The following is a 22475-nucleotide window of genomic DNA, read 5'->3' on the forward strand; positions in this document are numbered from 1 at the left end:
CGGTGTGGGACCGGACGTCCCGGTGGCGCCGCCCATGACGGCCGTGGCTCCCGGGCCGCTGGACGGGGCGCCGCCGATGCCGCCGGGGTCCCGGGGACGGCCGGGAGCGGCCGGTCCGGGCGGGTGGGTCCAGGGGGTACGTGGCTGTCGGCGGCCCCCGGTACTCTTCAGATATGAGTGCTGTTCCTCGTTCCGGCAAGCCGGTGGGCCGGTTCCGGCGCATGTTCGACCGGCTCTCCTCGTCGCAGGAGGACCTGGAGTCGGAGGAACTGCGGGAGGACGCCGCCATCGCCGGCTGCACGCGGATAGGCGACTGCCAGGACCGGCAGATCGTGACGGTTACTGGTACCTTGCGCACGGTCACCCTGCGGCCGCGCGCGGGCGTCCCCGCCCTGGAGGCCGAGCTGTTCGACGGCTCCGCCGCCCTGGACGTGGTGTGGCTCGGCCGGCGCTCCATCGTGGGGATAGAGCCGGGGCGCAAGCTGATCGCATCGGGCCGGATCTCGATGAGCCGGGGCCGCCGGGTGCTGTTCAACCCGAAATACGAACTGAGACCCCTCGGACGGGAGTAGCCGGTGACGTCGCTCGACAGGCCGACCGAAGACACTCAAGCGGAGGACGCCCGGGCGGTGACGGAGGCCGCGCTCTTCGAGGCGTTCGGCGGAGTGCGGGGCATGATCGAGACGGTGCTGCCCGGCCTTCTCTTCGTCACCATCTACACGGTCAACAAGGACCTGCACCTGTCGGCGATCGCGGCGCTGGCCGTCTCGCTGGTGCTGGTCGCGGTCCGGCTGGCGATGAGGGACACCGTCAAGCACGCCTTCAGCGGTGTCTTCGGCGTCGCCTTCGGCGTGGTCTTCGCGATGATGACCGGCAACGCCAAGGACTTCTACCTGCCCGGCATGCTCTACACGCTGGGCCTGGGGCTGGCGTACATCGTCACGACGCTGTGCGGTGTGCCGCTGATCGGACTGATCCTCGGCCCGGTCTTCAAGGAGAACCTCTCCTGGCGCACCCGCAACCCCGGCCGCAAGAAGGCGTACGCGAAGGCCAGCTACGCCTGGGGCCTGATCCTGCTCGGCAAGTGCGCGATCCTCTTCCCGCTGTACTGGTGGGCGGACACCACCCAGCTCGGCTGGGTCCTCGTCGCCCTGAAGATCCCGCCGTTCCTGCTCGCCGTCTGGCTGACCTGGCTGTTCCTGGCGAAGGCGCCGGCGCCGATCGACGTGTTCGCCGAGATGGAGGCGGCGGAGCGGGCCGAGCGGCAGGAGCGGGAGCACCGGGGCACGGCCGAGCAGTCCGACGGCGCGGACGACGCGGCGGACACGGCGGATTCCCGGGGCCGGCACCGCAAGGCGTGACGGAGGGCGGCAGGCTCTCCGCAACGGGGGCGCCCCGGCGGCCGGCCGCCGGGGCGCCCCCGTTGCGGAGAGCCTGCCGCCCTCCGTCACGCCTTGCGGTGCCGGCCCCGGGAATCCGCCGTGTCCGCCGCGTCGTCCGCGCCGTCGGACTGCTCGGCCGTGCCCCGGTGCTCCCGCTCCTGCCGCTCGGCCCGCTCCGCCGCCTCCATCTCGGCGAACACGTCGATCGGCGCCGGCGCCTTCGCCAGGAACAGCCAGGTCAGCCAGACGGCGAGCAGGAACGGCGGGATCTTCAGGGCGACGAGGACCCAGCCGAGCTGGGTGGTGTCCGCCCACCAGTACAGCGGGAAGAGGATCGCGCACTTGCCGAGCAGGATCAGGCCCCAGGCGTAGCTGGCCTTCGCGTACGCCTTCTTGCGGCCGGGGTTGCGGGTGCGCCAGGAGAGGTTCTCCTTGAAGACCGGGCCGAGGATCAGTCCGATCAGCGGCACACCGCACAGCGTCGTGACGATGTACGCCAGCCCCAGGCCCAGCGTGTAGAGCATGCCGGGCAGGTAGAAGTCCTTGGCGTTGCCGGTCATCATCGCGAAGACCACGCCGAAGGCGACGCCGAAGACACCGCTGAAGGCGTGCTTGACGGTGTCCCTCATCGCCAGCCGGACCGCGACCAGCACCAGCGAGACGGCCAGCGCCGCGATCGCCGACAGGTGCAGGTCCTTGTTGACCGTGTAGATGGTGACGAAGAGAAGGCCGGGCAGCACCGTCTCGATCATGCCCCGCACTCCGCCGAACGCCTCGAAGAGCGCGGCCTCCGTCACCGCCCGGGCGTCCTCCGCTTGAGTGTCTTCGGTCGGCCTGTCGAGCGACGTCACCGGCTACTCCCGTCCGAGGGGTCTCAGTTCGTATTTCGGGTTGAACAGCACCCGGCGGCCCCGGCTCATCGAGATCCGGCCCGATGCGATCAGCTTGCGCCCCGGCTCTATCCCCACGATGGAGCGCCGGCCGAGCCACACCACGTCCAGGGCGGCGGAGCCGTCGAACAGCTCGGCCTCCAGGGCGGGGACGCCCGCGCGCGGCCGCAGGGTGACCGTGCGCAAGGTACCAGTAACCGTCACGATCTGCCGGTCCTGGCAGTCGCCTATCCGCGTGCAGCCGGCGATGGCGGCGTCCTCCCGCAGTTCCTCCGACTCCAGGTCCTCCTGCGACGAGGAGAGCCGGTCGAACATGCGCCGGAACCGGCCCACCGGCTTGCCGGAACGAGGAACAGCACTCATATCTGAAGAGTACCGGGGGCCGCCGACAGCCACGTACCCCCTGGACCCACCCGCCCGGACCGGCCGCTCCCGGCCGTCCCCGGGACCCCGGCGGCATCGGCGGCGCCCCGTCCAGCGGCCCGGGAGCCACGGCCGTCATGGGCGGCGCCACCGGGACGTCCGGTCCCACACCGTCCTCGGCCCCCGCCGGCGGTCAGGCGGGGTTGTCCCCGTGGGTCAGCGTCTCCCAGGCGACGAAGAGGTTGTTGGTGCCGGCCGGGCGGTTCCGCAGGGTCAGCGTCCCGGTGTTGGTCATGGCGTGTCCGAGCCGGTTGGCCAGCGCGTTGTGGCCGACCTCGGTGACCGGGCCGAGCCCCGGCGTGAGGGAGCCGCCGCACAGCCAGCTGGGCACGGCCGCGCCCAGCTGGTACTTGGCGTGGAATCCGAGCCCGTGCCGCAGCCGCTCACCGACGTCGGTGCCGTACAGGTCCTGGCCCTGGATCCGGCTGGTCTCGGCGATGTGCGAGATGGCCGACAGGCCGTATCCGGTGTGGGTGAAGTCGCGGCAGGTCTCCTGGCTGAGGCCGGTGACGAAGGTGGACTGGCCCTGCCAGTACCGCACGATCTCCTCCCGGCTGTCGAGGTTCTGGCCGGGCACCGTCTTCGGCAGCTCGCCGTCCGAGGCCAGGTAGACGTAGGCGGCCGTACGGGTGCGGAACCCGGCCATGGCCCTGTCGTAGGACGCCTTGTCCTCCAGGAGGACGGAGATGCCGACGGCGGCCTCCGTCATCGACAGCTCCCAGTTGCCGTTGGAGTGGGAGCCGTTGATCACCTCGGGCAGGTGGACGGTGCGGAGCATGGTGGCGAAACGGCCGGCGTTCGCCCAGGTCCCCGGGTACGTGTACGTGATGATCTCGGCGGCCTTGGGCCAGGAGGAGCCGGCCCAGCCGGTCTGCAGGGGCGCGTTGCTGCCGGTGTGGTCCCGGATCACGGCGGACCAGGCGTCCATCAGCTCGATGGCCTTCCGCGCGTGCCGTTCGTCGCGGGTGATGTACCAGGCGAGAGCGTGGGTGTAGGCGGCGATCGCGTCCTCGCGCTCGTCGGTGCAGCCGTTGTCGGGGTTCGAGTACGAGCCGCACTCGACGATCGCGCGGGGCTTCGGGACGCGGTTCGGATCGGCGTACCTGCTCGCCGTCATCCGGTCGAAGGCTCCCTTCCAGGGCTGGGCGCCGGCGATCACCCGGCCGCGGGCGAAGTCCAGCTGCCCCTTGGCCCCGGTGACGGCACCGGGCCCGGGCGGACCTGCCCGGGCCGGCGGAGCTGACACACGCCGATCGGACTCCCCGCTCCCGGGGCGGGCGGGACGATCGGCCGACGCCCCGAACCATCACACGCACGGTCGACGAGCCCGTACGTCCGTCCACCGTCCGTCCGCGCACGGAGGGACGAACGGTGACGGATCCGCCGGTGCCCGCCGACGGACCCGCGCATCCGCACACGGCGAAGGGCCGCGCCCCCTCGCGGGAACGCGGCCCTGACGCGTCTCCTCCGGCCCGGTTCCTACCGGACCTCCGTGATCTCCGGTCCGCGCTGCAGCTGGCCCATGCCGCCGGCGAAGCGGGAGCCGGTCTCCTCCTGCTGGACGTTCTCGGGAACCATCTGCGCGTCGTTCGGCAGCTTGAGGACGATCGGGTCGCGCGGCGCCATCGGACCGTCGCCGCGGACCACGACGGTGTCCCGGAAGATCTGCTCCAGCAGCCCCGCGGCCTGCGGCTGCACCGCGCCCTGGCCCGAGATCACGCCGCGCAGGAACCAGCGGGGCCCGTCCACGCCGACGAACCGCACGACCTGGAAGCCGCCCGTGCCGTCCGGCAGCTGCACCGGCACCTGGGCCCGCAGCTCCCAGCCCAGCGGACCCTCGACCTCGTCGACGATGCCGCCCTGCTGGGTGATGCCGGCCGCGATCTCCTCGCGCACCTCGCTCCAGATGCCCTCGCGCTTGGGCGCGGCGAAGGCCTGCAGCTGGATGGCGCTGTCGCGCAGCACGACGGTCGCCGCGACGATCGCGTCGCCCGCGACCTCCACCCGCAGCTCCATGCCCTCGACGCCCGGCACGAACAGTCCGCCCAGATCGACGCGGCCCTCGCCGGGGTTGCGCACCTCGGAGCTGTCCCAGGGCCCGTCGGGCCGCGGCTCGGGTTCGAGCCTCACCCGCTCGGCCTCGCCGTCCGCCTCAGTGTCGACGCTGTCGACGACCTGCTCGGCCTCGCCGGCCGCGCCCTCGGCGGCACCCTTCTTCTTGCGACGTCCGAACACGTCACTGTCCTTCCCGGTCGGATACGACCGAAGCGTATCGATTCCCACCCGTCGTGCCGCCCACGGCGGCCTGACCGCTTGTGCCGCTTGCGTCGCCCACCGCGGCGTGGCCGCCGGTGGACCCGAAGCCCCCCTCGGCCCGCACCGAGTCGGGAAGCTCCGCGACCTCCTGGAAGCGGACCCTCTCGACCTGCTGGACGACCAGTTGGGCAATCCGGTCGAAGCGCTCGAACCGCACGGGCTCGCGCGGGTCGAGATTCACCACGATCACCTTGATCTCCCCACGGTACCCGGCATCAACCGTCCCCGGGGCATTCACGAGGGCGACACCGCAACGGGCGGCGAGACCGGAGCGCGGATGCACGAAGGCCGCGTACCCCTCCGGGAGCGCCACGCACACGCCCGTGGGCAGGACGGCCCGCTCCCCGGGCGCCAGTTCGCATGCCTCGGTGGTGCGCAGATCGGCCCCCGCGTCACCGGGATGCGCGTACGTCGGAAGCGGTACGTCCGGGTCGACACGCCGGATCAGCACGTCCACGGGGCCCCGGCTCACGGGTTCACCTCGAAGGCGCGGGCGCGGCGGACCTGGACCGGATCGTTCATGGCGGCCCGGATCTCCTCCTCGCGGCCGTGGTCGATGAAGTGGTCGACCTTCACCTCGACGAAGAGGGCCTCGGCACGGACGGCGACGGGCCCGTCGGGACCGCCGATCCGCCCGGTCGCGGTGGAGTAGATCTTCCGGCCCGCGACCGCGGTCACCTCGGCCTCCAGATGCAGTGTCGCGCCGACCGGCACGGGAGATATGAAATCGGTCTCCAGCCGCCCGGTCACCGCGATCGTCCCCAGCAGCCAGTTCAGCGAGCCGAGGGCCTCGTCCAGAGCGGCGGCGAGCACCCCGCCGTGCGCCAGGCCGGGAGCGCCCTGATGGGCGGGCCGCACGGTGAACTCGGCGGTCAGGGACACGCCCTCGCCGGCCCGCGCCGCCAGGCGCAGCCCGTGCGGCTGCCCGCCGCCGCACCCGAAACACCCGTCGTAGTGCGCGCCCAGCAGCTCACCGGGCGCGGGAGCGTCGGGGTGCCGCACCGGTTCCACGGCATCGGCGGGAGGCTGAAGAGCTGCGGAAGTACCACTCACAGGCGCAGACCTTACCGGCCCGCCCGTCACCCACCACCGCCCTATCGGACAGCGCTCCGCGCCGACCCCCGCCCCCGCCCGTCACCCACCACCGCCCCACCGGACAGCGCTCCGCGCCGACCCCCGCCCCCGCCCGTCACCCACCACCGCCCTACCGGACAGCGCTCCGCGCCGACCCCCGCCCCCGCCCGTCACCCACCACCGCCCCACCGGACAGCGCTCCGCGCCGGCCGCCCCGGCTCCGGCACGAGCCGGACACCGTGCCAAGCTTGGCTTCATGCAGCTCTCCGCCGCCCCGTACGAAGAACGCCTCACCGCCCCGCGCTCGTGGTGGATCGTCTCGTTCCTGGCCGGGGTCTCCCTGGGCCTGATCCTGCTCCCCTTCGGCACGCTGCCGATGCTGGGCGGGCTGGCCGGCGGCGCGGCCGCCGCCGCGGTCGTCGTCAGCTCCTACGGCTCGGTCCGCATCCGGGTCGTGGGCGGTTCGCTGATCGCGGGCGACGCCCGGATCCCGGTCACGGCGCTGGGCGAGGCCCAGGCGCTGGACACCGAGGAGGCGCGCGCCTGGCGCACGTACAAGGCCGACACCCGGGCTTTCCTGCTGCTGCGCGCCTACATCCCCACGGCCCTGCGCGTCGAGGTCACCGACCCGGACGATCCGACGCCGTACCTCTACCTGTCGACCCGCGAGCCGGAGCGGCTGGCCCAGGCGCTGAAGGCGGCGCGGGCAGCGCAGACGGCGCAGTAGCGCGGCCGACGGCAGGGCTCAGCGTCCGTCTCCCCCGCGGTGCGAGGGGTTCTCGGGACGCTCCCCGATCTCCAGCGCGTCCGCCGGGCGTTCCAGGTCCGGAAGGCCGTCGAGCGCCTCCCACGGCACCTGCGTCCGGCGCAGGTCCTCCCGGACGCGGGCGGCGAGTCTTCTGGTGTCCCGCCGGTTCATGACCGCCCCCACGGTCGCGCCCACCAGGAACGGCATCAGGTTCGGCAGGTTGCGCACCATCCGCTTCATGATCTGCTGACGCAGCTGGCGCTTCACATGGCCGTTCATCGCCGTGCTCAGCGTCGACGGCTTGGTCACGTCGATCCCGCGCTCGTCCGACCAGGCGTTCAGATACGCGGTGCTGCGCTGCTTGAGGTTGCCGGGCGGTCGCGCGCCGTACACCTCGTGGAGTTCGGCGATCAGCTTCAGCTCGATCGCCGCGACCCCGGTGATCTCGGCGGCCAGTTCCGCGGGCATCGCGGGCGGTACGGGCAGCATCGCCGCGGCGCCGATGCCCGCTCCGACCGTCGCCGTCGCCGTGGCGGCGCCCGCCACGAGCTTGTCGGCGAGTTCCTCGGGCCCGAGACCGGGGAACTGCCTGCGGAGTGTCGCCAGGTCCCGTACGGGGACCCGCGGGGCCAGGTCGATGATCCGGTCGGCGAGGTGCCCGAGGCCCGCCCGGGCGCGGTCGCCGCCCTTGCGGACGCCCCGCCTGGTCAGGTCCCGGATCACCGCCGTCCGGCGTCGGGCGACGGGCTCGGGGGCCTCCGCGGGCGCCGGGAGGTCGCTCCGGCCGGCCGCCGGTCCGAGCGAGGCCGCTCCGGTGTCGGTTGAGCCTCGCCCGTCGTCACGCGTGCCGTGCGGGCCGTCGGACGGCCCTCGGTCCGCTCCCCTGGAGAAGCGGCGCTTCCAAGGAGGGGTCGAGCCAGTCACGGCCGACCCGCCCTCAGTCGCAGTCGCGGCAGATGGGCTGGCCGTTCTTCTCCCGGGCCAGCTGGCTGCGGTGGTGCACCAGGAAGCAGCTCATGCACGTGAACTCGTCCTGCTGCTTCGGCAGCACCCGGACGGCCAGCTCCTCGTTCGAGAGATCGGCGCCGGGCAGTTCGAGGCCCTCGGCGGCCTCGAACTCGTCGACGTCCACGGAGGAGGCCGACTTGTCGTTCCGCCGGGCCTTCAGTTCTTCGAGGCTGTCCGAGTCGACGTCGTCGTCGGTCTTGCGTGGAGTGTCGTAATCGGTTGCCATGTCGCTCTCCCCCTCTGGGTGTCTGCGGTGTCTCCAGCGCACGTAACGCGTGAGAGGCCGGACTTGTGCCCGACCCGAGGCGGAGATTTTGCCTCACATCAAGGTCTGTTACTCAATCGACACCCAACCGGACCCCTCAGGGGTGATCGGCTTGGATGGCGATGGGGACCGTACACGGTCCGAAGGCCGCACTTCAAAGGCGTCTCACCGTGTACTTCCCGTGATCAGGACCCCTGAAAACCAGGATTTTCCCGACTTTCCAGGGGCGTACGCGACCACGGAGAGTAGACGACCGGAAAAACGCCGTTGTGATCGATCACACATGCGAGCGTCGGCGCGCCCTTCCGAAAATTCCGCGCAAAGCGAACATCGGTGGAAGTCGGCGGGACGATCGACGGCATGATCTCAGATGGGCAGCGTGACTCGCATCACGAGCCCGCCTCCCTCGCGCGGCTGGGCGTAGATGTGCCCGCCGTGCGCCCGGGCCACGGAGCGGACGATGGACAGGCCCAGGCCGACGCCCTTGTCGCTGCCCGTGCGCTCCGTGCGCAGCCGCCGGAACGGCTCGAAGAGGTTGTCGACCTCGTACGCCGGCACGACCGGGCCGGTGTTGGAGACGACCAGGACCGCCCGGCCGTGCTGCGCCTCGGTGGTGACCTCGACCCAGCCGTCCTCGGGGACGTTGTAGCGCACGGCGTTCTGCACGAGGTTCAGGGCGATCCGCTCCAGCAGCACGCCGTTGCCCTGGACGACCACGGGCTGCCGCTCGCCGCGGATCTCCACGCCCTTGGCCTCCGCCTCGGCCCGCACCTGGTCGATGGCCTGCGAGGCGACCTCGGCGAGGTCGACCGGCTTGCGCTCGACGATCTGGTTGTCGCTGCGGGCGAGCAGCAGCAGGCCCTCGACGAGCTGTTCGCTGCGTTCGTTGGTGGCCAGCAGCGTCTTGCCGAGCTGCTGCAGTTCCACCGGGGCGCCGGGATCGGACAGATGGACCTCGAGGAGCGTGCGGTTGATCGCGAGCGGGGTGCGCAGCTCGTGCGAGGCGTTGCCGACGAAGCGCTGCTGGGCGGTGAAGGCGCGCTGCAGCCGCTCCAGCATGTCGTCGAAGGTGTCGGCGAGTTCCTTCAGCTCGTCGTCCGGGCCGTCCAGCTCGATGCGGCGGGACAGGTCGGAGCCGGCCACCGCGCGCGCGGTGCGGGTGATCCGGCCCAGCGGCGACAGGACCCGGCCGGCCATCGCGTAGCCGAAGGCGAAGGCGATGACGGCGAGGCCGAGGAGGGCCAGCAGGGAGCGGCTGAGCAGGGTGTCCAGCGCGTGCTGGCGCTGCTCGTTCACACAGGCGCCCAGCGCCTCGTTGAGCTCGTCCGCGGGCAGCGGGGAGGGGCCCAGGTTGCAGGTCTTGCTGGACACCTGGCCGGAGAGGATCTTGAAGGGCAGGTCGCTGCCCACGTTCAGGGCGCTCGCGGCGAGCAGGTAGATGATCGACAGCAGCAGGATGCCGGCGATCAGGAACATGCCGCCGTACAGCAGCGTGAGCCGTATCCGGATGGTCGGCCGCAGCCAGGGGAAGGGCTGCACCGGCCTGCGGGGGTCCCAGGTGGGCTTGGGGGGCGCCTGAGGGGGCGCGGGTGTCGTGGCCACGGGGATCAGATCCGGTAGCCGGAGCCGGGGACGGTGACGATGACGGGCGGCTCGCCCAGCTTGCGGCGCAGGGTCATGACGGTGACCCGCACCACGTTGGTGAACGGGTCGGTGTTCTCGTCCCAGGCCTTCTCCAGGAGCTGCTCCGCGGAGACGACCGCGCCCTCGCTGCGCATGAGCACCTCGAGGACCGCGAACTCCTTGGGCGCGAGCTGGACCTCCCTGCCGTCGCGGAAGACCTCGCGGCGGTTGGGGTCGAGTTTGATCCCGGCGCGCTCCAGGACGGGCGGCAGGGGCACGCTCGTACGCCGTCCGAGGGCGCGCACGCGGGCGATGAGCTCGCTGAACGCGAAGGGCTTGGGCAGATAGTCGTCGGCGCCGATCTCCAGGCCCTCCACCCGGTCGCTGACGTCGCCGGAGGCGGTGAGCATCAGCACGCGCGTGGGCATGCCGAGCTCGACGATCCTGCGGCAGACGTCGTCGCCGTGCACGAGCGGGAGGTCGCGGTCGAGGACGACCACGTCGTAGTCGTTGACGCCGATGCGCTCCAGGGCGGCCGCACCGTCGTACACGACGTCGACGGCCATGGCCTCCCGGCGCAGTCCGGTGGCCACCGCATCGGCGAGCAGTTGCTCGTCCTCGACGACGAGTACGCGCACGTCGCTTGTCCTTCCTGTGTCCGTCCGCACGGCGGCGTGGGGGGCCGCACGCGGGCGGGGTGTCCGTGGGTGTGTTGCCTCCATCCTGCACTTTTCGTCCGTAAGTCGGCTGTAAGGCAGGGGGAGGGGGGCCGGGCCGGGCGGACCTGGGAACCGGCGGCGGAGGAAATTCTCGGGCGGCCGAGGTTTCCGCGGGAGGGAGCAGGGGGAGGACGGGTTTACACCCCGCGATCACGCTCTGCATGTACCGCACCACCGCGCGGTGCACAGCACTCCGCTTTCCGCAGGGCGGGCGTGGATGTCCGGCGCCGCCGCCGCCCGGCGGAGCGGCGCGCCGGGCGCCCACCGGAGACGTGATCGCCCCTCCCGAACCGGCACACCCCCGTGCCACCGACCCACGACCCAGGACGAGGGGGCGCAGCATGGACGCTTTCACCGCAGGACTTCTGCAGCGCATAAAGGCGACCGAGTCCGACCTGTCGCGGGCTCGTGACGAGGGCGACGACTTCCTCGTCGAAGTGGAGCTGGCCGAGCTCGACGACCTGCGCCGCCTCGCCGCCGAGCACGGTGTGGAGGTCGGCGCGTCCGGCGTCTGACCGGCCCGACGGGACGGGGCCCCGGCGGTGCCACCGCCGGGGCCCCGTCCCGTCGGAAGGCGGCCGCGTCCACGCGCCGTCGGCCCTTCGCGGTCACCGGCCCGCTCCTGGCGCCGGCCCTCGCGCGAGCACGCGGGCCGGCGCGGCGGTGCCGTCAGTCGTGCCAGGCGCCGAAGTCCTCCAGGAGCCGCTGGAGGGGCTCGAAGACGCCCGGTGTGCCCGCGACCGTCAGCTCCCGCGACGGGCGCTCTCCGGGGCGTCCGCCGGTCAGCGCGCCCGCCTCCCGGGCGATGAGGTCGCCCGCGGCGAAGTCCCAGGCGTTCAGTCCGCGCTCGTAGTACCCGTCGAGGCGGCCCGCGGCGAGGTCGCACAGGTCGACCGCGGCCGAGCCGCCGCGCCGGATGTCGCGCAGCAGCGGGATCATCCTCCGCGCGACCTCGGCCTGGTGGGCGCGGACCTCGGCGACGTAGTTGAAGCCGGTGGAGACCAGGGCCTGGTCCAGCGGCGGCGCGGGGCGGCAGGCGAGCCGCCGCTCGCCGTCCCAGGCGCCGGTCGCCCAGGCTCCCCCGCCCCGGACCGCGTGGTAGGTCTCGCCGCGCATCGGGGCCGCGACCACGCCGACGACCGTCTCCCCGTCCCGCTCGGCGGCGATGGAGACGGCCCAGGTCGGCAGGCCGTACAGGTAGTTCACCGTGCCGTCGAGCGGATCGATCACCCAGCGGATCCCGCTGGTGCCCTCGGTGGCGGCGCCCTCCTCGCCGAGGAAGCCGTCGTCCGGACGGCGGTCCGCGATCAGGCCGGTGATCAGCTTCTCCGCCGCGATGTCCATCTCGGTGACCACGTCGATCGGGCTGGACTTGGTGGCGGCGACCGCCAGGTCGGCCGGGCGGCCGTCCCGCAGCAGCTCGCCCGCGCGGCGGGCGGCCTCCCGGGCGAGCCCGAGCAGTTCCTCGTGCAGGGGGTCGGTCACGGGGCTCCTCACGCGTAGGGGCTGTCGGCGCCCGCGGCGGCGGGGCGCGGGGCACGGGCCGGGCAGCAGCCCACCGGGCAGACGTCGTGGCCGGCGCCGAGCGTGCCCAGGGCGCACGGCGTGACGCGCTGTCCGCGCTCGGCGGCGGCCCGCTCCAGGACGAGCTCGCGGATCGCGGCGGCGAACCGCGGGTCGGCGCCGACGGTGGCCGAGCGGCGCACCGGCAGCCCCAGCTCCTCGGCCTTGGCCGTGGCCTCCGTATCGAGGTCGTACAGGACCTCCATGTGGTCGGAGACGAAGCCGATCGGGGCCATGACGACGGCCGGGACGCCGGCCGCGTGCCGCTCCTCCAGGTGGTCGCAGATGTCGGGCTCCAGCCACGGGATGTGCGGGGCGCCGGAGCGGGACTGGTAGACGAGCTGCCAGGGGTGGTCGACGCCGGTGCGCTCGCGGACGGCGTCGGCGATCAGCCGCGCGACGTCCAGGTGCTGCCTGACGTAGGCGCCGCCGTCGCCGTGCTGCTCGACGGGGCCGGAGGTGTCCGCGGCGGAGTTCGGGATCGAGTGGGTCGTGAACGCGATGTGCGCGCCGTCCCGGACCTCCTCGGGAAGGTCGGCGAGGGACCGGATCACCCCGTCGATCATGGGCTCCACGAAGCCCGGGTGGTTGAAGTAGTGCCGCAGCTTGTCGATCCTGGGCAGCTCCAGGCCCTCCGCCTCCAGGGCGGCGAGCGCGTCGGCGAGGTTCTCGCGGTACTGGCGGCAGCCCGAGTAGGAGGCGTAGGCGCTGGTGGCGAGGACGAGGATGCGGCGGCGGCCGTCGCGGACCATGTCGCGCAGGGTGTCCGTCAGGTACGGGGCCCAGTTGCGGTTGCCCCAGTAGACCGGCAGGTCCAGGCCGTGGTCGGCGAAGTCCTTGCGCAGGGCGTCCAGCAGGGCGCGGTTCTGGTCGTTGATCGGGCTGACCCCGCCGAACAGGAAGTAGTGCCGGCCGACTTCCTTCAGGCGTTCCTTGGGGATGCCGCGTCCGCGGGTCACGTTCTCCAGGAACGGGACCACGTCGTCCGGGCCTTCGGGGCCGCCGAACGAGAGCAGGAGCAAGGCGTCGTAGGGGGTGGCATGGAGCACGTCTGGCATGGCTCGATCCTGCCACCCGGCACGGACAGCCGGGAAACGGCGGGTGCCGGGCCCCGCCTCCGGCCCCGGACCGGGAGTGCATTAGGGTTACCTAACCGGTAATCTGTATCGGCTGGGTTCACGCCTTACTCAGCTTGTTGCCGCGCCCTGCCCCCGGTCCGGTTCCCAGCACGCCGGCCGGGAGCCCTTCGACCGTGCCGTACCGGACCCGCCGGAGAAGCCCGTGCCCAGCCCCTACCGCGCCCTGTTCGCCGCTCCCGGCTCCAAGGCCTTCTCCGCCGCGGGCTTCCTCGGCCGTATGCCGCTGTCGATGATGGGCATCGGCGTGGTGACGATGGTCTCCCAGCTGACCGGCCGCTACGGCCTCGCCGGCGCCCTGTCGGCGACCATCGCGCTCGCCGCCGCGGTGGCCGGCCCGCAGATCTCGCGCCTGGTGGACCAGTACGGGCAGCGGCGGGTGCTGCGCCCGGCGACGCTCGTCTCGCTCGTCGCCGCGGCCGGGCTCCTGCTCACCGCGCACTACGGCTGGCCGGACTGGCTCCTGTTCGTGTGCTGCGTCGGCGTCGGCTGCGTGCCGAGCGTCGGCGCGATGATCCGGGCGCGCTGGGCGGCCCTGTACCGGGGCACCCCGCAGCTGCACACGGCGTACTCCTTCGAGTCCGTCGTCGACGAGATCTGCTTCATCTTCGGGCCGATCATCTCCATCGGCCTGTCCACGGCCTGGTTCCCGGAGGCCGGGCCGCTGCTGGCCGCCTGCTTCCTGGCGGCCGGCGTCTTCTGGCTGACCGCGCAGCGCGCCACCGAGCCCGAACCCCACCCGCGTGAGCGGCACGGCGGCGGTTCGGCGCTGCGCTCCCGGGGCCTGCAGGTGCTGGTGACCACCTTCGTGGCGACCGGGGCGATCTTCGGGGCGGTCGACGTGGTCACCGTCGCCTTCGCCGACGAGCGGGGCCACAAGGGCGCCGCGAGCGTCGTCCTGGCGGTGTACGCGGCCGGTTCCTGCGTGGCGGGGGCCGTGTTCGGGCTGCTGCGTTTCACGGGGGCGCCCGAGTACCGCTGGTTGCTGGGCGTCTGCGCGATGGGCGTGAGTATGATCCCCCTCCTACTGGTCGGGAACCTGCCGTTTCTGGCCGTGGCACTCTTCGTCGCGGGCCTGTCGATCGCTCCCACGATGATCACGACGATGTCCCTCATCGAAGAGCACGTACCACGCGCGCAGCTGACCGAGGGCATGACCTGGGTGAGCACCGGGCTCGCGGTCGGGGTCGCGGTCGGCTCCTCCGCGGCCGGCTGGGTGATCGACGCGGCCGGGGCGCGCGCCGGGTACGGGGTCCCGGCGGTGGCCGGGGGCGTCGCGGTCGTGGTCGGTTTCCTCGGGTACCGCCGGCTCAAGCGGCCGGCTCCGGGTCGGGGAGGCACCGTTGGGCAGCACGGCGAACGGGACGAACGGCACGTGGCGTAACTGGGGCGGCAATGTCCGCGCGCGTCCCGCGCGGGAGGTCGCTCCCGCCTCCGTCGACGAACTGGCCGAGGCCGTGCGGAGGGCCGCCGAGGACGGGCTGCGGGTGAAGGCCGTCGGCACCGGGCACTCCTTCACGTCCGTGGCCGCCACCGACGGGGTGCTGATACGCCCCCACCTGCTGACCGGCATACGCGGCATCGACCGGGCGGCCATGACGGTCACGGTCGAGGCCGGAACCCCGCTCAAGCGGCTCAACAGGGCCCTCGCGCGCGAGGGCCTGTCGCTGACGAACATGGGCGACATCATGGAGCAGACGGTCTCCGGGGCCACCAGTACCGGCACGCACGGCACGGGCCGCGAGTCCGGCTCGATCGCCGCCGAGATCAGGGCCCTGGAGCTGGTCACGGCGGACGGCTCCGTGCTCACCTGCTCCGCGAGGGAGAACCCGGAGGTCTTCGCGGCCGCCCGCATCGGCCTGGGCGCCCTGGGCGTGGTCAGCGCGATCACCTTCGCCGTGGAGCCGGTCTTCCTGCTCACGGCCCGCGAGGAGCCGATGCCGCTGGAGCGGGTCCTCGCCGACTTCGACGCCCTGTGGGCCGAGAACGAGCACTTCGAGTTCTACTGGTTCCCCCACACCGGCAACACCCACACCAAACGCAACAACCGCAGTGCGGGCCCCGAGCGGCCGGTGGGGCGGGCCAGGGCCTGGTTCGAGGACGAGTTCCTCTCCAACGGGGCCTTCGAGGTGGTCAGCCGGGTGGGCCGCGCGGTGCCCGCCGCGGTGCCCGCGATCGCGCGGATCTCCAGCAGGGCCCTGTCCGCGCGGACCTACACCGACATCCCCTACAAGGTCTTCACGTCGCCCCGCCGGGTGCGCTTCGTGGAGATGGAGTACGCCGTTCCGCGCGAGGCCCTGGTCGGCACGGTGCGGGAGCTGAAGGCGCTGGTCGACCGCTCGTCCCTGCGGATCGGCTTCCCCGTCGAGGTGCGCACCGCCCCGGCCGACGACATCCCGCTCTCCACGGCCTCGGGCCGGGACAGCGCGTACGTCGCCGTCCACATGTTCAGGGGCACGCCCTACCGGGCGTACTTCACCGCCGCCGAGCGCATCTTCACCGCGCACGGGGGGCGGCCGCACTGGGGCAAGGTGCACACCCGGGACGCCGCGTACCTCTCCCGGGTGTATCCCCGCTTCGGCGAGTTCACGGCGCTGCGGGACCGTCTCGACCCGGACCGGCGGTTCCAGAACGACTATCTGCGGAGGGTTCTGGGGCCGTAGCCGACGCGCTCGGGGCCGGGCTCGACGCGGTGCCGCCGCCGGAGTCGCCGCCGGGGTCCCGGCTTCCGGTGGGGTTCGGCGCCGGGCTCGACGCGGTGCCGCCGTCCGGGGAGGCACCGCCCGACGGGGCGGTGCCACCGGTCCCGGACGGGGCGCCGGACGGGGTGGCCGGCGGCGCCTCGTCGCCGGCGTCCGGATCCGCGGGGGACGCGGAGCCCCCGGAGCCGTCGGGGTCGCCGGAGCTGTCGGAGCCTTCCGGCTCCCCGGAGCGCGAGGAGGACGCTCCGGGGCCGGAGAGCACGCCGCCGACGGTCGTGCTCCGCCCGCCGTCGAGGCGGTGGCCCGACGCCAGTTCGTACGCGGTGATCGCGGTCATCGTGACGCCGAAGACCAGGATCGCGGCGAGCACCGGCCGCTTCCGGCCACCGGCCCGGGCGCGGTAGACGGTCCCCCCGGTGAACTCGCCCGGCGCGGGCGGCGCCTGCGCCCCGGGCCGCCCGGGGGCCGCGGCGGCGTCCCGGAACTGCTCGCCGGTGCGTTTGAGGAGGTGCTGGAAGAGCGTGCCGCCGCAGGTGGCGATCGCGCTGACCACGCCGGCTCCGAGGATCGTGCCGTAGACGCCGAAGCAGGAGGCGAGTCCGGCGGCCACCACCGCCGCCAGGGCGCTGCCCGCCACCTGCGGCACGCTCAGGTCGATCCGCTTCCTCTCCGCCTCCCGCGGGCCGCTCGTCCCGTCGACGACATCGGGTCTTTCACGCATCCCCGGACCTTGCCTGCCTTTCCCGTACCTGATCGGCCATTTCGACTTGATCGATGACGCGATCAGTCAACTGTGCAAGAAAGGGACGTAAAAGCGAAACCATTAGTTCCGTTTCTGGCGATTGCGTGAAATTCACCACGCCGGAGACCGGGGAGTTCGCGCCACGGCGGCCAAGTCGCCCCCCTTGCCGGAAGACGGGCGGCGTGCCAATCCACGCACGTGGCCCGAATGGAGTACTGTTGCGAGCCCTGGGTCCGGTCTCCCGTCAGGGTGCGCAGGACCCGAACGGACCGCCGGAAGGGGGCTAGGTGCACAGGGTGACGGAGTTGGTCACTTAGCGTGGCGAACAGGTAACCGTGCCATAACGGCGATCCAGGGCCCGCGCCCGACACGCCGGGCAACTCGGCAAGGTTGTGGCAGGCTGCACCCGGGCAGGCCACACTCGACTAGCGGAAGCAGCGACGCACGTGACGTCGGCAGGCACCACCCGGGAGGTCCCCATGCCCGAACTGCGTGTCGTGGCCGTCTCGAATGACGGCACACGGCTGGTGCTGAAGGCTGCGGACTCAACGGAGTACACGCTTCCGATCGACGAACGCCTCCGCGCCGCCGTACGCGGCGACCGTCCCCGCCTCGGCCAGATCGAGATCGAGGTGGAGAGCCATCTCCGCCCCCGCGACATCCAGGCACGGATACGTGCGGGCGCGACGGCGGAGGAAGTCGCCCAGATGGCCGGCATCCCCGTCGATCGCGTACGCCGTTTCGAGGGCCCCGTGCTGGCCGAGCGCGCCTTCATGGCCGAGCGGGCCCGCAAGACCCCGGTCCGCCGCCCCGGCGAGAACTCCGGCCCGCCGCTCGGCGAGGCCGTCCAGGAGCGGCTGCTGCTGCGCGGCGCCGAGAAGGACACCGTCCAGTGGGACTCCTGGCGCCGCGACGACGGCACCTGGGAAGTCCTGCTGGTCTACCGCGTCGCGGGCGAACCGCACTCGGCGAGCTGGACGTACGACCCGCCCCGGCGGCTGGTCCAGGCCGTCGACGACGAGGCGCGCGCGCTGATCGGCGAGTCCGACGACCTCGCCGCGCCGGAGCCCAGCTTTCCGTTCGTGCCGCGCATCGCCCGGCTGCCGCGCGAGCGGACGCTGGACCGGTCCCACGACCGGGAGCGGCCGACCCTGCCGGCGCAGAGCCCCGAGCCGGCCGAGGAGAGCACGGACGAACGGGACTCGCTGACCAGCCTGCTGGAGGCGGTGCCGAACTTCCGGGGCGATCTGGTGGTCCCCGAGCGCTCCCCGGAGTCCGTGGAGGAGCCCGACGAGGAGGCCGTGGAGGAGGAGCCCCCGGCGCCCGCCGCCTCGGCCGGCGCCGCCTACGCCGACGTGCTCATGCCGCGCTCCGTCGGCAGTCACCGCGACCGGCTCGTCGGCGCCACCGACCGCCAGGCCGAGGCCGACGGCGTCCGCCCGGGCCGCCGGGCGGCCGTCCCGAGCTGGGACGAGATCGTCTTCGGGACGCGCCGCAAGAAGCAGGAGTAGAGGGCCGTACGAGGAGGAGGGTCCGCGCCGTCGGGTGCGGGCCCTCACGCCGTCCTGTGCGACGCCCGTTCCCGCGGACCGGGGCCGGGCCCGCGGCGCCGCCCGCCGTGGGCCGGGTGCCGGCCCACGCACCGCGCCGTACGCGGCACCGGCTACTGCGGATCGGGCCCCACGGCGACCGGTCGCGACGGGTCCGCCGACCACTCCGACCACGAGCCCACGTACAGCGCGGCCGGAAGGCCCGCCACGGCCAGCGCCAGCACCTCGTGCGCCGCGGAGACGCCCGAACCGCAGTACACGCCGACCTCCGTGCCGTCGGACACTCCCAGCTCCCGGAAACGCGCGCGGAGTTCCTCCGCGGGCCGGAACCGCCCGTCCGCCCCCACGTTGTCGGTCGTCGGCGCGGAGACGGCACCCGGGATGTGGCCCCCGACCGGGTCGATCGGCTCCACCTCGCCCCGGTACCGCTCCCCCGCGCGCGCGTCGAGCAGCACTCCGGACCGCGCCAGCGCCGCGGCCCCGTCGGCGTCCAGCAGCCCGGTGGCCCCCGGCGCCGGCTCGAAGTCCCCCTGGGCGGGCGTCGGCACCGATGTCTCCAGAGGCCCCTCCCAGGCCGTCAACCCGCCGTCGAGAACCCTCACGTCCGGGTGACCCGTCCAGCGCAGCAGCCACCAGGCGCGGGCCGCCGCCCAGCCCTGCCCGCCGTCGTACACCACCACCGGCCTCCCGGACGACACGCCCGCCCGGCGCATCGCGGCGCCGAACCCGGCGACGTCGGGCAGCGGATGCCGTCCGCCCGCACCGGGCGGGGAGGCCAGTTCCCGGTCCAGGTCGACGAAGACCGCCCCGGGGATGTGCCCGGCCCCGTACGCGGCGCGGCCGTCGAACGACGGCTCCCCGGCCGCCTTGGGGACGCTCAGCTGCCAGCGGACGTCGAGCAGGACGGGCGGGTCGCCCGCCGCCAGAGCGCTCGCGAGTTCGGATGCGGAGATGATGGCGTTCATGGCCACCATCCTCGCGCACGGGGTGGCCGACTCGTCCGTGTCCGGCTACTCTGCCCGCCGAGCGGCTCCGGTCACCGGCCGTACGGGACCGTACACATGATGTAAGGACGGTCGGCGTCCGTCAGCCGTCGCGCGGAGATGAACACGGAACCGCACACCAGGCGTCTTCCGGGCAGGGGCCGTCCCTCGGGGCGCGCCGGAAGCGCGCCGCACCACGGCCGGCACGGGCATCGGCACGGGGGGCGGAGCGGAAGCGACACGGCCACCGCGAGAGGCCGGGGAGAGAGTGACCATGACCGACGCACGGGGGCCGGCCCGCCCGGACGGCGAGCGGCCCGCCCGGCACGCGCCCGGCACGCCCTGCTGGGTGAGCCTGACGGTGCGCGGACCGGCCGCGGCCCAGGAGTTCTACGGGGCGCTGTTCGGCTGGGAGTTCCGGGCGGGCCCCCAGCGGCTCGGCCCCTGCCTGCGGGCCCTGCTCGACGGTCACGAGGTGGCCGGCATCGGCCGCCTGCCCCCGGACCGGCGCCTGCCGGTCGCCTGGACGCCCCACTTCGCCTCGGACGAGGTGGACGTGACGGCCGGGAGGGCACGGCTGTGCGGCGGCACGATCGGGGTGGGCCCGCTGGACGTCCCCGGCGCGGGGCGTCTGGCGATCTGCTCGGACCCGGCCGGCGCGGTCTTCGGCATCCGGCGGGCGGCGCCCTGCCCCGGCCCGTCCGTCGCGGGCGGGCCCGGCGCCCCCGCCTGGAACGAGCTGCTGACCTTCGAGGCCGAGAGCGTCGCCAAGTTCTACCGGACGGTGTTCGGTTTCGCGCAGGAGCCGGTGGTCCGCGCCGATCCCGACTACGTGACCCTCCATCTGGACGGCCGCCCCGTCGCCGGGATCCGCGGCGTGGGCAGCGCCCTGCCCCGCGACCGGGGTCCGCACTGGATGACGTACTTCGAGGTGACCGACGCGGACGACGCCGTGGCACGCCTCGTCCACCTGGGCGGCCACGTCCTCGGGCCGCTCCGGGACGGCGCCCGCGGGCGGGTGGCCCTGGTGGCGGACCCGGAGGGGGCGCGGTTCTCGCTGCTGCAGCGCCCCGAGGCCGTCCCCGCGGGCCGCTCGGGAGGGTGAGACCGTCCGGTCCCTTCGGCCGACCCGGGTGTCTCGCCCGCTCCCTCGCCGGGGGCGTCCCGGCCTCACCGCCCTCCCAGCCCCGGGGCGCGCCGGCGGGAGGGGGAGCACCGGCAGGCGCCGGGGCAGCGGGGCCGCCGGGATGCCTGTCGGCGAGGGGAACCGCAGAGGTCGGCGCGGCTCCTGCCGTGCGGAAGGACCGGTGGCCCTGGCTGTCGCCTTCCTCATGGGCAGGCGACTTGTGGACGCGTCGGATCGCCGGCCGGTCACCTGGCACGGGCCGTGCGCTCCGCGCTCGCCCGGTCCGCTCCGGGTGGTCCGGGCGGGTTCACCGCCGGGACCGTGCCGGGAACGCGTACTCCGCCCAGACGGTCTTGCCGGGACCGTCCGGGCACGGGTGCCAGTCCCAGCGGGCCGCGAGCCGCGACACGAGGAGCAGCCCGCGGCCGGCCTCCTCGGGGCCGGCGGCGTCCTCGGGGGCGGCGGGGCGGCGGGGGTGGCGTTCGGCACGGGTGTCGGTGACCTCGACGCGTACGGTGCGGCCGTCGGGGGCGGCGTGCAGGCGGAGGAGGAAATCCCGGCCGGGGACGTGCCCGTGGCGCACGGCGTTCGAGGTGAGCTCGGCGACGATCAGCACGATCGCGTCGTGCGGGTCGGTGCCGTACGGGACGCCCCCCGCGTCCAGGCGGACGGCGGCGAGGCGGCGGGCGAGGCGCGCTCCGCGGGGCGTGGAGGTGAAGCGCATCTCGAAGGTGAGGTCCGGCGGCAAGGGCGCCTTCGAGGGGGCACTGGAGGCGGCGGGCCGGGTGGCGCCGACGGGATCGGCGGGTTTCGTCGTCATGCCCCTCACGCTCCCGTCGGTCGCGCAGCGTCACCAGCGGTGACGCGGTGACAGGGGGCGGTTGTACGCGCACCGTCCGCGCGAGTACGAGCCGCGTGCCGTGACGGCGTCCCTCGCGGGGGCGTTGAGCGAGGAGAGGCGGTGGTTGGTCATGACGGAGCGCGAGGACGCGGTGGCGGGGGCCGAGGCGGTTCCCGGGGAGCGCGGCGACGGCGGAGCGGGAGCGTTCGTGAGCCTCGGGGACGGCTGGGACCACGGCGACGGAGCCGGGCGGCGGCCGGAGGACGAGGCGGGGAAAGGGGTCGTCGTCGCGTTCGGGCAGACCATGAAGACGCTGCGGCTGCGGGAGGGGCTGGAGCGCGAGGAGTTCGGGCGGCGGCTCGGGTACTCGGCGTCCACGATCGCGTCGTTCGAGCAGGGGCGGCGGATTCCGTCACCGAGGACGATCGAGCGGGCCGACGAGGTGCTGGGGGCGGGCGGGTTGCTGTGCCTGTGGAAGGAGCAGGTGGAGCGGGCCCAGTATCCGGTGTTCTTCCAGGGGATGGCGGCTCTGGAGAAGGAATGTCTTGAGCTGCTCATGTACGACACCCACGTCGTCAACGGGCTGCTCCAGACCGAGGAGTACATGAGAGCGCTGCTCGCGATGCGGCGTCCGCCCCTGAACCCGGAAACGGTCGAGCAGCGGGTAACTGCTCGGCTGGCCCGGCAGGACATCTTCGACCGGCGGCCTGCCCCACTGTTGAGCTTCGTGATGGATGAGGCGGTGCTGCGGCATCGGTACGGCGGCACGGAAGTGCTGCGGGGACAACTGGAGTTCATTCTCCTCATCGGCCAGAAGCAGAACGTCGAGATCCAGGTCATGCCGACCGAGTGTGAGGAGAACGCAGGCGTGAACGGGCCGTTCACGGTCGTCACCCGGAAAGACGGCAAGAAGTTCGTCTACACCGAGACGCACGCGACCAGTGCTCTTGAGACCGACCCAGAACAGACGGTTCTCGCAGCCGCACGCTATGGGATCATCCGATCACAGGCTCTCAGTCCGCGAGAGTCGATGAAGTTCGTCGAAGAGTTGCTGGGGGCGCTATGAACGACGCCGAGTCCTCGACCGCCGCATCCGGCCTCGTCTGGTTCAAGAGCAGCTACAGCGGAACCGAGGGCGGTCAATGTGTGGAGGTCGCAGCCGGTTCGGCTGCTGTGCATGTCCGTGACTCCAAGGCCGCCGCCGGGCCCGTCGTCACGGTGTCGCGTGCGGCGTGGGCGGGGTTCGTCGGGCTGGCCTCGTCGGAGCGGTGCGTCTGACGCTCGTACGGTCGCGGGAGCCGCGAGGACCTCGTCGCCCATGGGCGAGCGGGCCGTGCCGTGGCCGGTGACGGCGCCGTGGTCCCCCGCCGCGGCGAATCCCTCC

Annotated in this window: 25 protein-coding genes; 10 read left to right on the forward strand and 15 right to left on the reverse strand. The window is 73.2% G+C overall.

Going from position 1 to position 22475, the window contains the following annotated elements:
* Window positions 1-173 precede the first annotated feature (173 nt).
* On the forward strand, window positions 174-572 hold the full coding sequence (locus tag ABD363_RS11905; RefSeq protein ID WP_344602479.1) for an OB-fold nucleic acid binding domain-containing protein: 399 nt from the start codon (window positions 174-176) through the stop codon (window positions 570-572).
* A 3-nt stretch (window positions 573-575) separates the two neighbouring features.
* Window positions 576-1361, forward strand: coding sequence for a DUF3159 domain-containing protein (locus ABD363_RS11900; protein ID WP_344602481.1), 786 nt, complete (start codon window positions 576-578; stop codon window positions 1359-1361).
* A gap of 86 nt (window positions 1362-1447) precedes the next feature.
* On the opposite strand, the gene ABD363_RS11895 is transcribed toward ABD363_RS11900, so the two are convergent.
* The 6 genes from ABD363_RS11895 to ABD363_RS11870 form a co-directional block, all read right to left on the reverse strand.
* Entirely contained in the window at window positions 1448-2233 is a 786-nt protein-coding gene (locus tag ABD363_RS11895) for a DUF3159 domain-containing protein (protein ID WP_344602481.1), read from the reverse strand.
* Window positions 2234-2236: 3 nt separating this feature from the next.
* Window positions 2237-2635: an OB-fold nucleic acid binding domain-containing protein gene (locus tag ABD363_RS11890; protein WP_344602479.1), complete on the reverse strand. Its 399-nt coding sequence runs from the start codon at window positions 2633-2635 to the stop codon at window positions 2237-2239.
* A 193-nt stretch (window positions 2636-2828) separates the two neighbouring features.
* Window positions 2829-3941, reverse strand: coding sequence for an alginate lyase family protein (locus tag ABD363_RS11885; RefSeq protein WP_344602477.1), 1113 nt, complete (start codon window positions 3939-3941; stop codon window positions 2829-2831).
* 233 nt (window positions 3942-4174) lie between these two features.
* A complete protein-coding gene (locus ABD363_RS11880; RefSeq protein ID WP_344602475.1) occupies window positions 4175-4930 on the reverse strand; it encodes a DUF3710 domain-containing protein in 756 nt (251 codons plus the stop codon).
* Between the two features lies 1 nt (window position 4931).
* Entirely contained in the window at window positions 4932-5483 is a 552-nt protein-coding gene (dut, locus tag ABD363_RS11875; RefSeq protein ID WP_344602473.1) for a dUTP diphosphatase, read from the reverse strand.
* A complete protein-coding gene (locus ABD363_RS11870) occupies window positions 5480-6064 on the reverse strand; it encodes a PaaI family thioesterase (protein WP_344602471.1) in 585 nt (194 codons plus the stop codon). Before ABD363_RS11870 ends, dut begins: the two co-directional genes overlap by 4 nt.
* Window positions 6065-6341: 277 nt before the next feature.
* Between ABD363_RS11870 and ABD363_RS11865 the strand changes: the two genes are divergently transcribed.
* On the forward strand, window positions 6342-6812 hold the full coding sequence (locus ABD363_RS11865) for a DUF3093 domain-containing protein (protein WP_344602469.1): 471 nt from the start codon (window positions 6342-6344) through the stop codon (window positions 6810-6812).
* A gap of 18 nt (window positions 6813-6830) precedes the next feature.
* Here ABD363_RS11865 and ABD363_RS11860 read toward each other — a convergent pair whose 3' ends face one another.
* The 4 genes from ABD363_RS11860 to ABD363_RS11845 all read right to left on the reverse strand — a co-directional run bounded on the left by ABD363_RS11860 (window position 6831) and on the right by ABD363_RS11845 (window position 10367).
* Window positions 6831-7757 (reverse strand): hypothetical protein, encoded by a 927-nt coding sequence (locus ABD363_RS11860; RefSeq protein WP_344602467.1) that lies wholly within the window; start codon window positions 7755-7757, stop codon window positions 6831-6833.
* Between the two features lie 13 nt (window positions 7758-7770).
* Window positions 7771-8067: a DUF4193 domain-containing protein gene (locus ABD363_RS11855; protein WP_043504706.1), complete on the reverse strand. Its 297-nt coding sequence runs from the start codon at window positions 8065-8067 to the stop codon at window positions 7771-7773.
* A gap of 405 nt (window positions 8068-8472) precedes the next feature.
* Window positions 8473-9708, reverse strand: coding sequence for a sensor histidine kinase (locus tag ABD363_RS11850; protein ID WP_344602465.1), 1236 nt, complete (start codon window positions 9706-9708; stop codon window positions 8473-8475).
* Window positions 9709-9713: 5 nt separating this feature from the next.
* A complete protein-coding gene (locus ABD363_RS11845) occupies window positions 9714-10367 on the reverse strand; it encodes a response regulator transcription factor (protein WP_004982445.1) in 654 nt (217 codons plus the stop codon).
* Between the two features lie 422 nt (window positions 10368-10789).
* Between ABD363_RS11845 and ABD363_RS11840 the strand changes: the two genes are divergently transcribed.
* Window positions 10790-10963, forward strand: coding sequence for a hypothetical protein (locus ABD363_RS11840; RefSeq protein ID WP_344602461.1), 174 nt, complete (start codon window positions 10790-10792; stop codon window positions 10961-10963).
* Window positions 10964-11117: 154 nt separating this feature from the next.
* On the opposite strand, the gene ABD363_RS11835 is transcribed toward ABD363_RS11840, so the two are convergent.
* Both ABD363_RS11835 and ABD363_RS11830 read right to left on the reverse strand, forming a co-directional pair.
* Complete coding sequence (locus tag ABD363_RS11835) at window positions 11118-11933, reverse strand: inositol monophosphatase family protein (RefSeq protein ID WP_344602459.1); 816 nt, start codon at window positions 11931-11933, stop codon at window positions 11118-11120.
* Between the two features lie 8 nt (window positions 11934-11941).
* A complete protein-coding gene (locus tag ABD363_RS11830; protein WP_344602457.1) occupies window positions 11942-13069 on the reverse strand; it encodes a ferrochelatase in 1128 nt (375 codons plus the stop codon).
* A gap of 223 nt (window positions 13070-13292) precedes the next feature.
* Here ABD363_RS11830 and ABD363_RS11825 point away from each other — a divergent pair, with 223 nt between their 5' ends.
* Both ABD363_RS11825 and ABD363_RS11820 read left to right on the forward strand, forming a co-directional pair.
* On the forward strand, window positions 13293-14531 hold the full coding sequence (locus ABD363_RS11825) for an MFS transporter (protein WP_344602456.1): 1239 nt from the start codon (window positions 13293-13295) through the stop codon (window positions 14529-14531).
* The gene (locus ABD363_RS11820) at window positions 14491-15810 is read left to right on the forward strand and encodes a D-arabinono-1,4-lactone oxidase (RefSeq protein WP_344602454.1); all 1320 of its coding nucleotides are present in this window, start codon (window positions 14491-14493) and stop codon (window positions 15808-15810) included. The genes ABD363_RS11825 and ABD363_RS11820 overlap by 41 nt, the downstream gene beginning before the upstream one ends.
* Here the strand turns inward: ABD363_RS11820 and ABD363_RS11815 are convergent.
* Entirely contained in the window at window positions 15734-16570 is an 837-nt protein-coding gene (locus tag ABD363_RS11815) for a hypothetical protein (RefSeq protein ID WP_344602452.1), read from the reverse strand. The two genes, ABD363_RS11820 and ABD363_RS11815, sit on opposite strands and share 77 nt — an antisense overlap.
* 500 nt (window positions 16571-17070) lie before the next feature.
* On the opposite strand from ABD363_RS11815, the gene sepH reads away from it, so the two are divergent.
* Window positions 17071-18102, forward strand: a complete 1032-nt coding sequence (sepH, locus tag ABD363_RS11810; RefSeq protein WP_344602450.1) for a septation protein SepH — start codon at window positions 17071-17073, stop codon at window positions 18100-18102.
* A gap of 152 nt (window positions 18103-18254) precedes the next feature.
* On the opposite strand, the gene ABD363_RS11805 is transcribed toward sepH, so the two are convergent.
* Window positions 18255-19106, reverse strand: a complete 852-nt coding sequence (locus ABD363_RS11805; protein ID WP_344602448.1) for a sulfurtransferase — start codon at window positions 19104-19106, stop codon at window positions 18255-18257.
* Window positions 19107-19398: 292 nt separating this feature from the next.
* Between ABD363_RS11805 and ABD363_RS11800 the strand changes: the two genes are divergently transcribed.
* Window positions 19399-20229, forward strand: coding sequence for a VOC family protein (locus tag ABD363_RS11800; RefSeq protein WP_344602446.1), 831 nt, complete (start codon window positions 19399-19401; stop codon window positions 20227-20229).
* A 328-nt stretch (window positions 20230-20557) separates the two neighbouring features.
* Here ABD363_RS11800 and ABD363_RS11795 read toward each other — a convergent pair whose 3' ends face one another.
* Window positions 20558-21070, reverse strand: a complete 513-nt coding sequence (locus ABD363_RS11795; RefSeq protein ID WP_344602444.1) for an ATP-binding protein — start codon at window positions 21068-21070, stop codon at window positions 20558-20560.
* Between the two features lie 151 nt (window positions 21071-21221).
* Between ABD363_RS11795 and ABD363_RS11790 the strand changes: the two genes are divergently transcribed.
* Together ABD363_RS11790 and ABD363_RS11785 are read left to right on the forward strand one after the other, a co-directional pair.
* The gene (locus ABD363_RS11790) at window positions 21222-22157 is read left to right on the forward strand and encodes a helix-turn-helix domain-containing protein (RefSeq protein WP_344602442.1); all 936 of its coding nucleotides are present in this window, start codon (window positions 21222-21224) and stop codon (window positions 22155-22157) included.
* A complete protein-coding gene (locus ABD363_RS11785; protein ID WP_344602440.1) occupies window positions 22154-22369 on the forward strand; it encodes a DUF397 domain-containing protein in 216 nt (71 codons plus the stop codon). The genes ABD363_RS11790 and ABD363_RS11785 overlap by 4 nt, the downstream gene beginning before the upstream one ends.
* The last annotated feature ends 106 nt before the right edge of the window (window positions 22370-22475 follow it).

Source organism: Streptomyces glaucus (assembly GCF_039533365.1).
GTDB lineage: Bacteria > Actinomycetota > Actinomycetes > Streptomycetales > Streptomycetaceae > Streptomyces > Streptomyces glaucus.

What these genes read in the sequence shown, in the direction of transcription:
- ABD363_RS11890 (WP_344602479.1), bottom strand. Translation starts at nt 2,635, where the DNA reads ATGAGTGCTGTTCCTCGTTCCGGCAAGCCGGTGGGCCGGTTCCGGCGC.
- ABD363_RS11840 (WP_344602461.1), top strand. Translation starts at nt 10,790, where the DNA reads ATGGACGCTTTCACCGCAGGACTTCTGCAGCGCATAAAGGCGACCGAG.
- ABD363_RS11905 (WP_344602479.1), top strand. Translation starts at nt 174, where the DNA reads ATGAGTGCTGTTCCTCGTTCCGGCAAGCCGGTGGGCCGGTTCCGGCGC.
- ABD363_RS11800 (WP_344602446.1), top strand. Translation starts at nt 19,399, where the DNA reads ATGACCGACGCACGGGGGCCGGCCCGCCCGGACGGCGAGCGGCCCGCC.
- ABD363_RS11795 (WP_344602444.1), bottom strand. Translation starts at nt 21,070, where the DNA reads ATGACGACGAAACCCGCCGATCCCGTCGGCGCCACCCGGCCCGCCGCC.
- ABD363_RS11805 (WP_344602448.1), bottom strand. Translation starts at nt 19,106, where the DNA reads ATGAACGCCATCATCTCCGCATCCGAACTCGCGAGCGCTCTGGCGGCG.
- ABD363_RS11785 (WP_344602440.1), top strand. Translation starts at nt 22,154, where the DNA reads ATGAACGACGCCGAGTCCTCGACCGCCGCATCCGGCCTCGTCTGGTTC.
- ABD363_RS11815 (WP_344602452.1), bottom strand. Translation starts at nt 16,570, where the DNA reads ATGCGTGAAAGACCCGATGTCGTCGACGGGACGAGCGGCCCGCGGGAG.
- ABD363_RS11855 (WP_043504706.1), bottom strand. Translation starts at nt 8,067, where the DNA reads ATGGCAACCGATTACGACACTCCACGCAAGACCGACGACGACGTCGAC.
- ABD363_RS11790 (WP_344602442.1), top strand. Translation starts at nt 21,222, where the DNA reads ATGACGGAGCGCGAGGACGCGGTGGCGGGGGCCGAGGCGGTTCCCGGG.
- ABD363_RS11830 (WP_344602457.1), bottom strand. Translation starts at nt 13,069, where the DNA reads ATGCCAGACGTGCTCCATGCCACCCCCTACGACGCCTTGCTCCTGCTC.
- ABD363_RS11865 (WP_344602469.1), top strand. Translation starts at nt 6,342, where the DNA reads ATGCAGCTCTCCGCCGCCCCGTACGAAGAACGCCTCACCGCCCCGCGC.
- sepH (WP_344602450.1), top strand. Translation starts at nt 17,071, where the DNA reads ATGCCCGAACTGCGTGTCGTGGCCGTCTCGAATGACGGCACACGGCTG.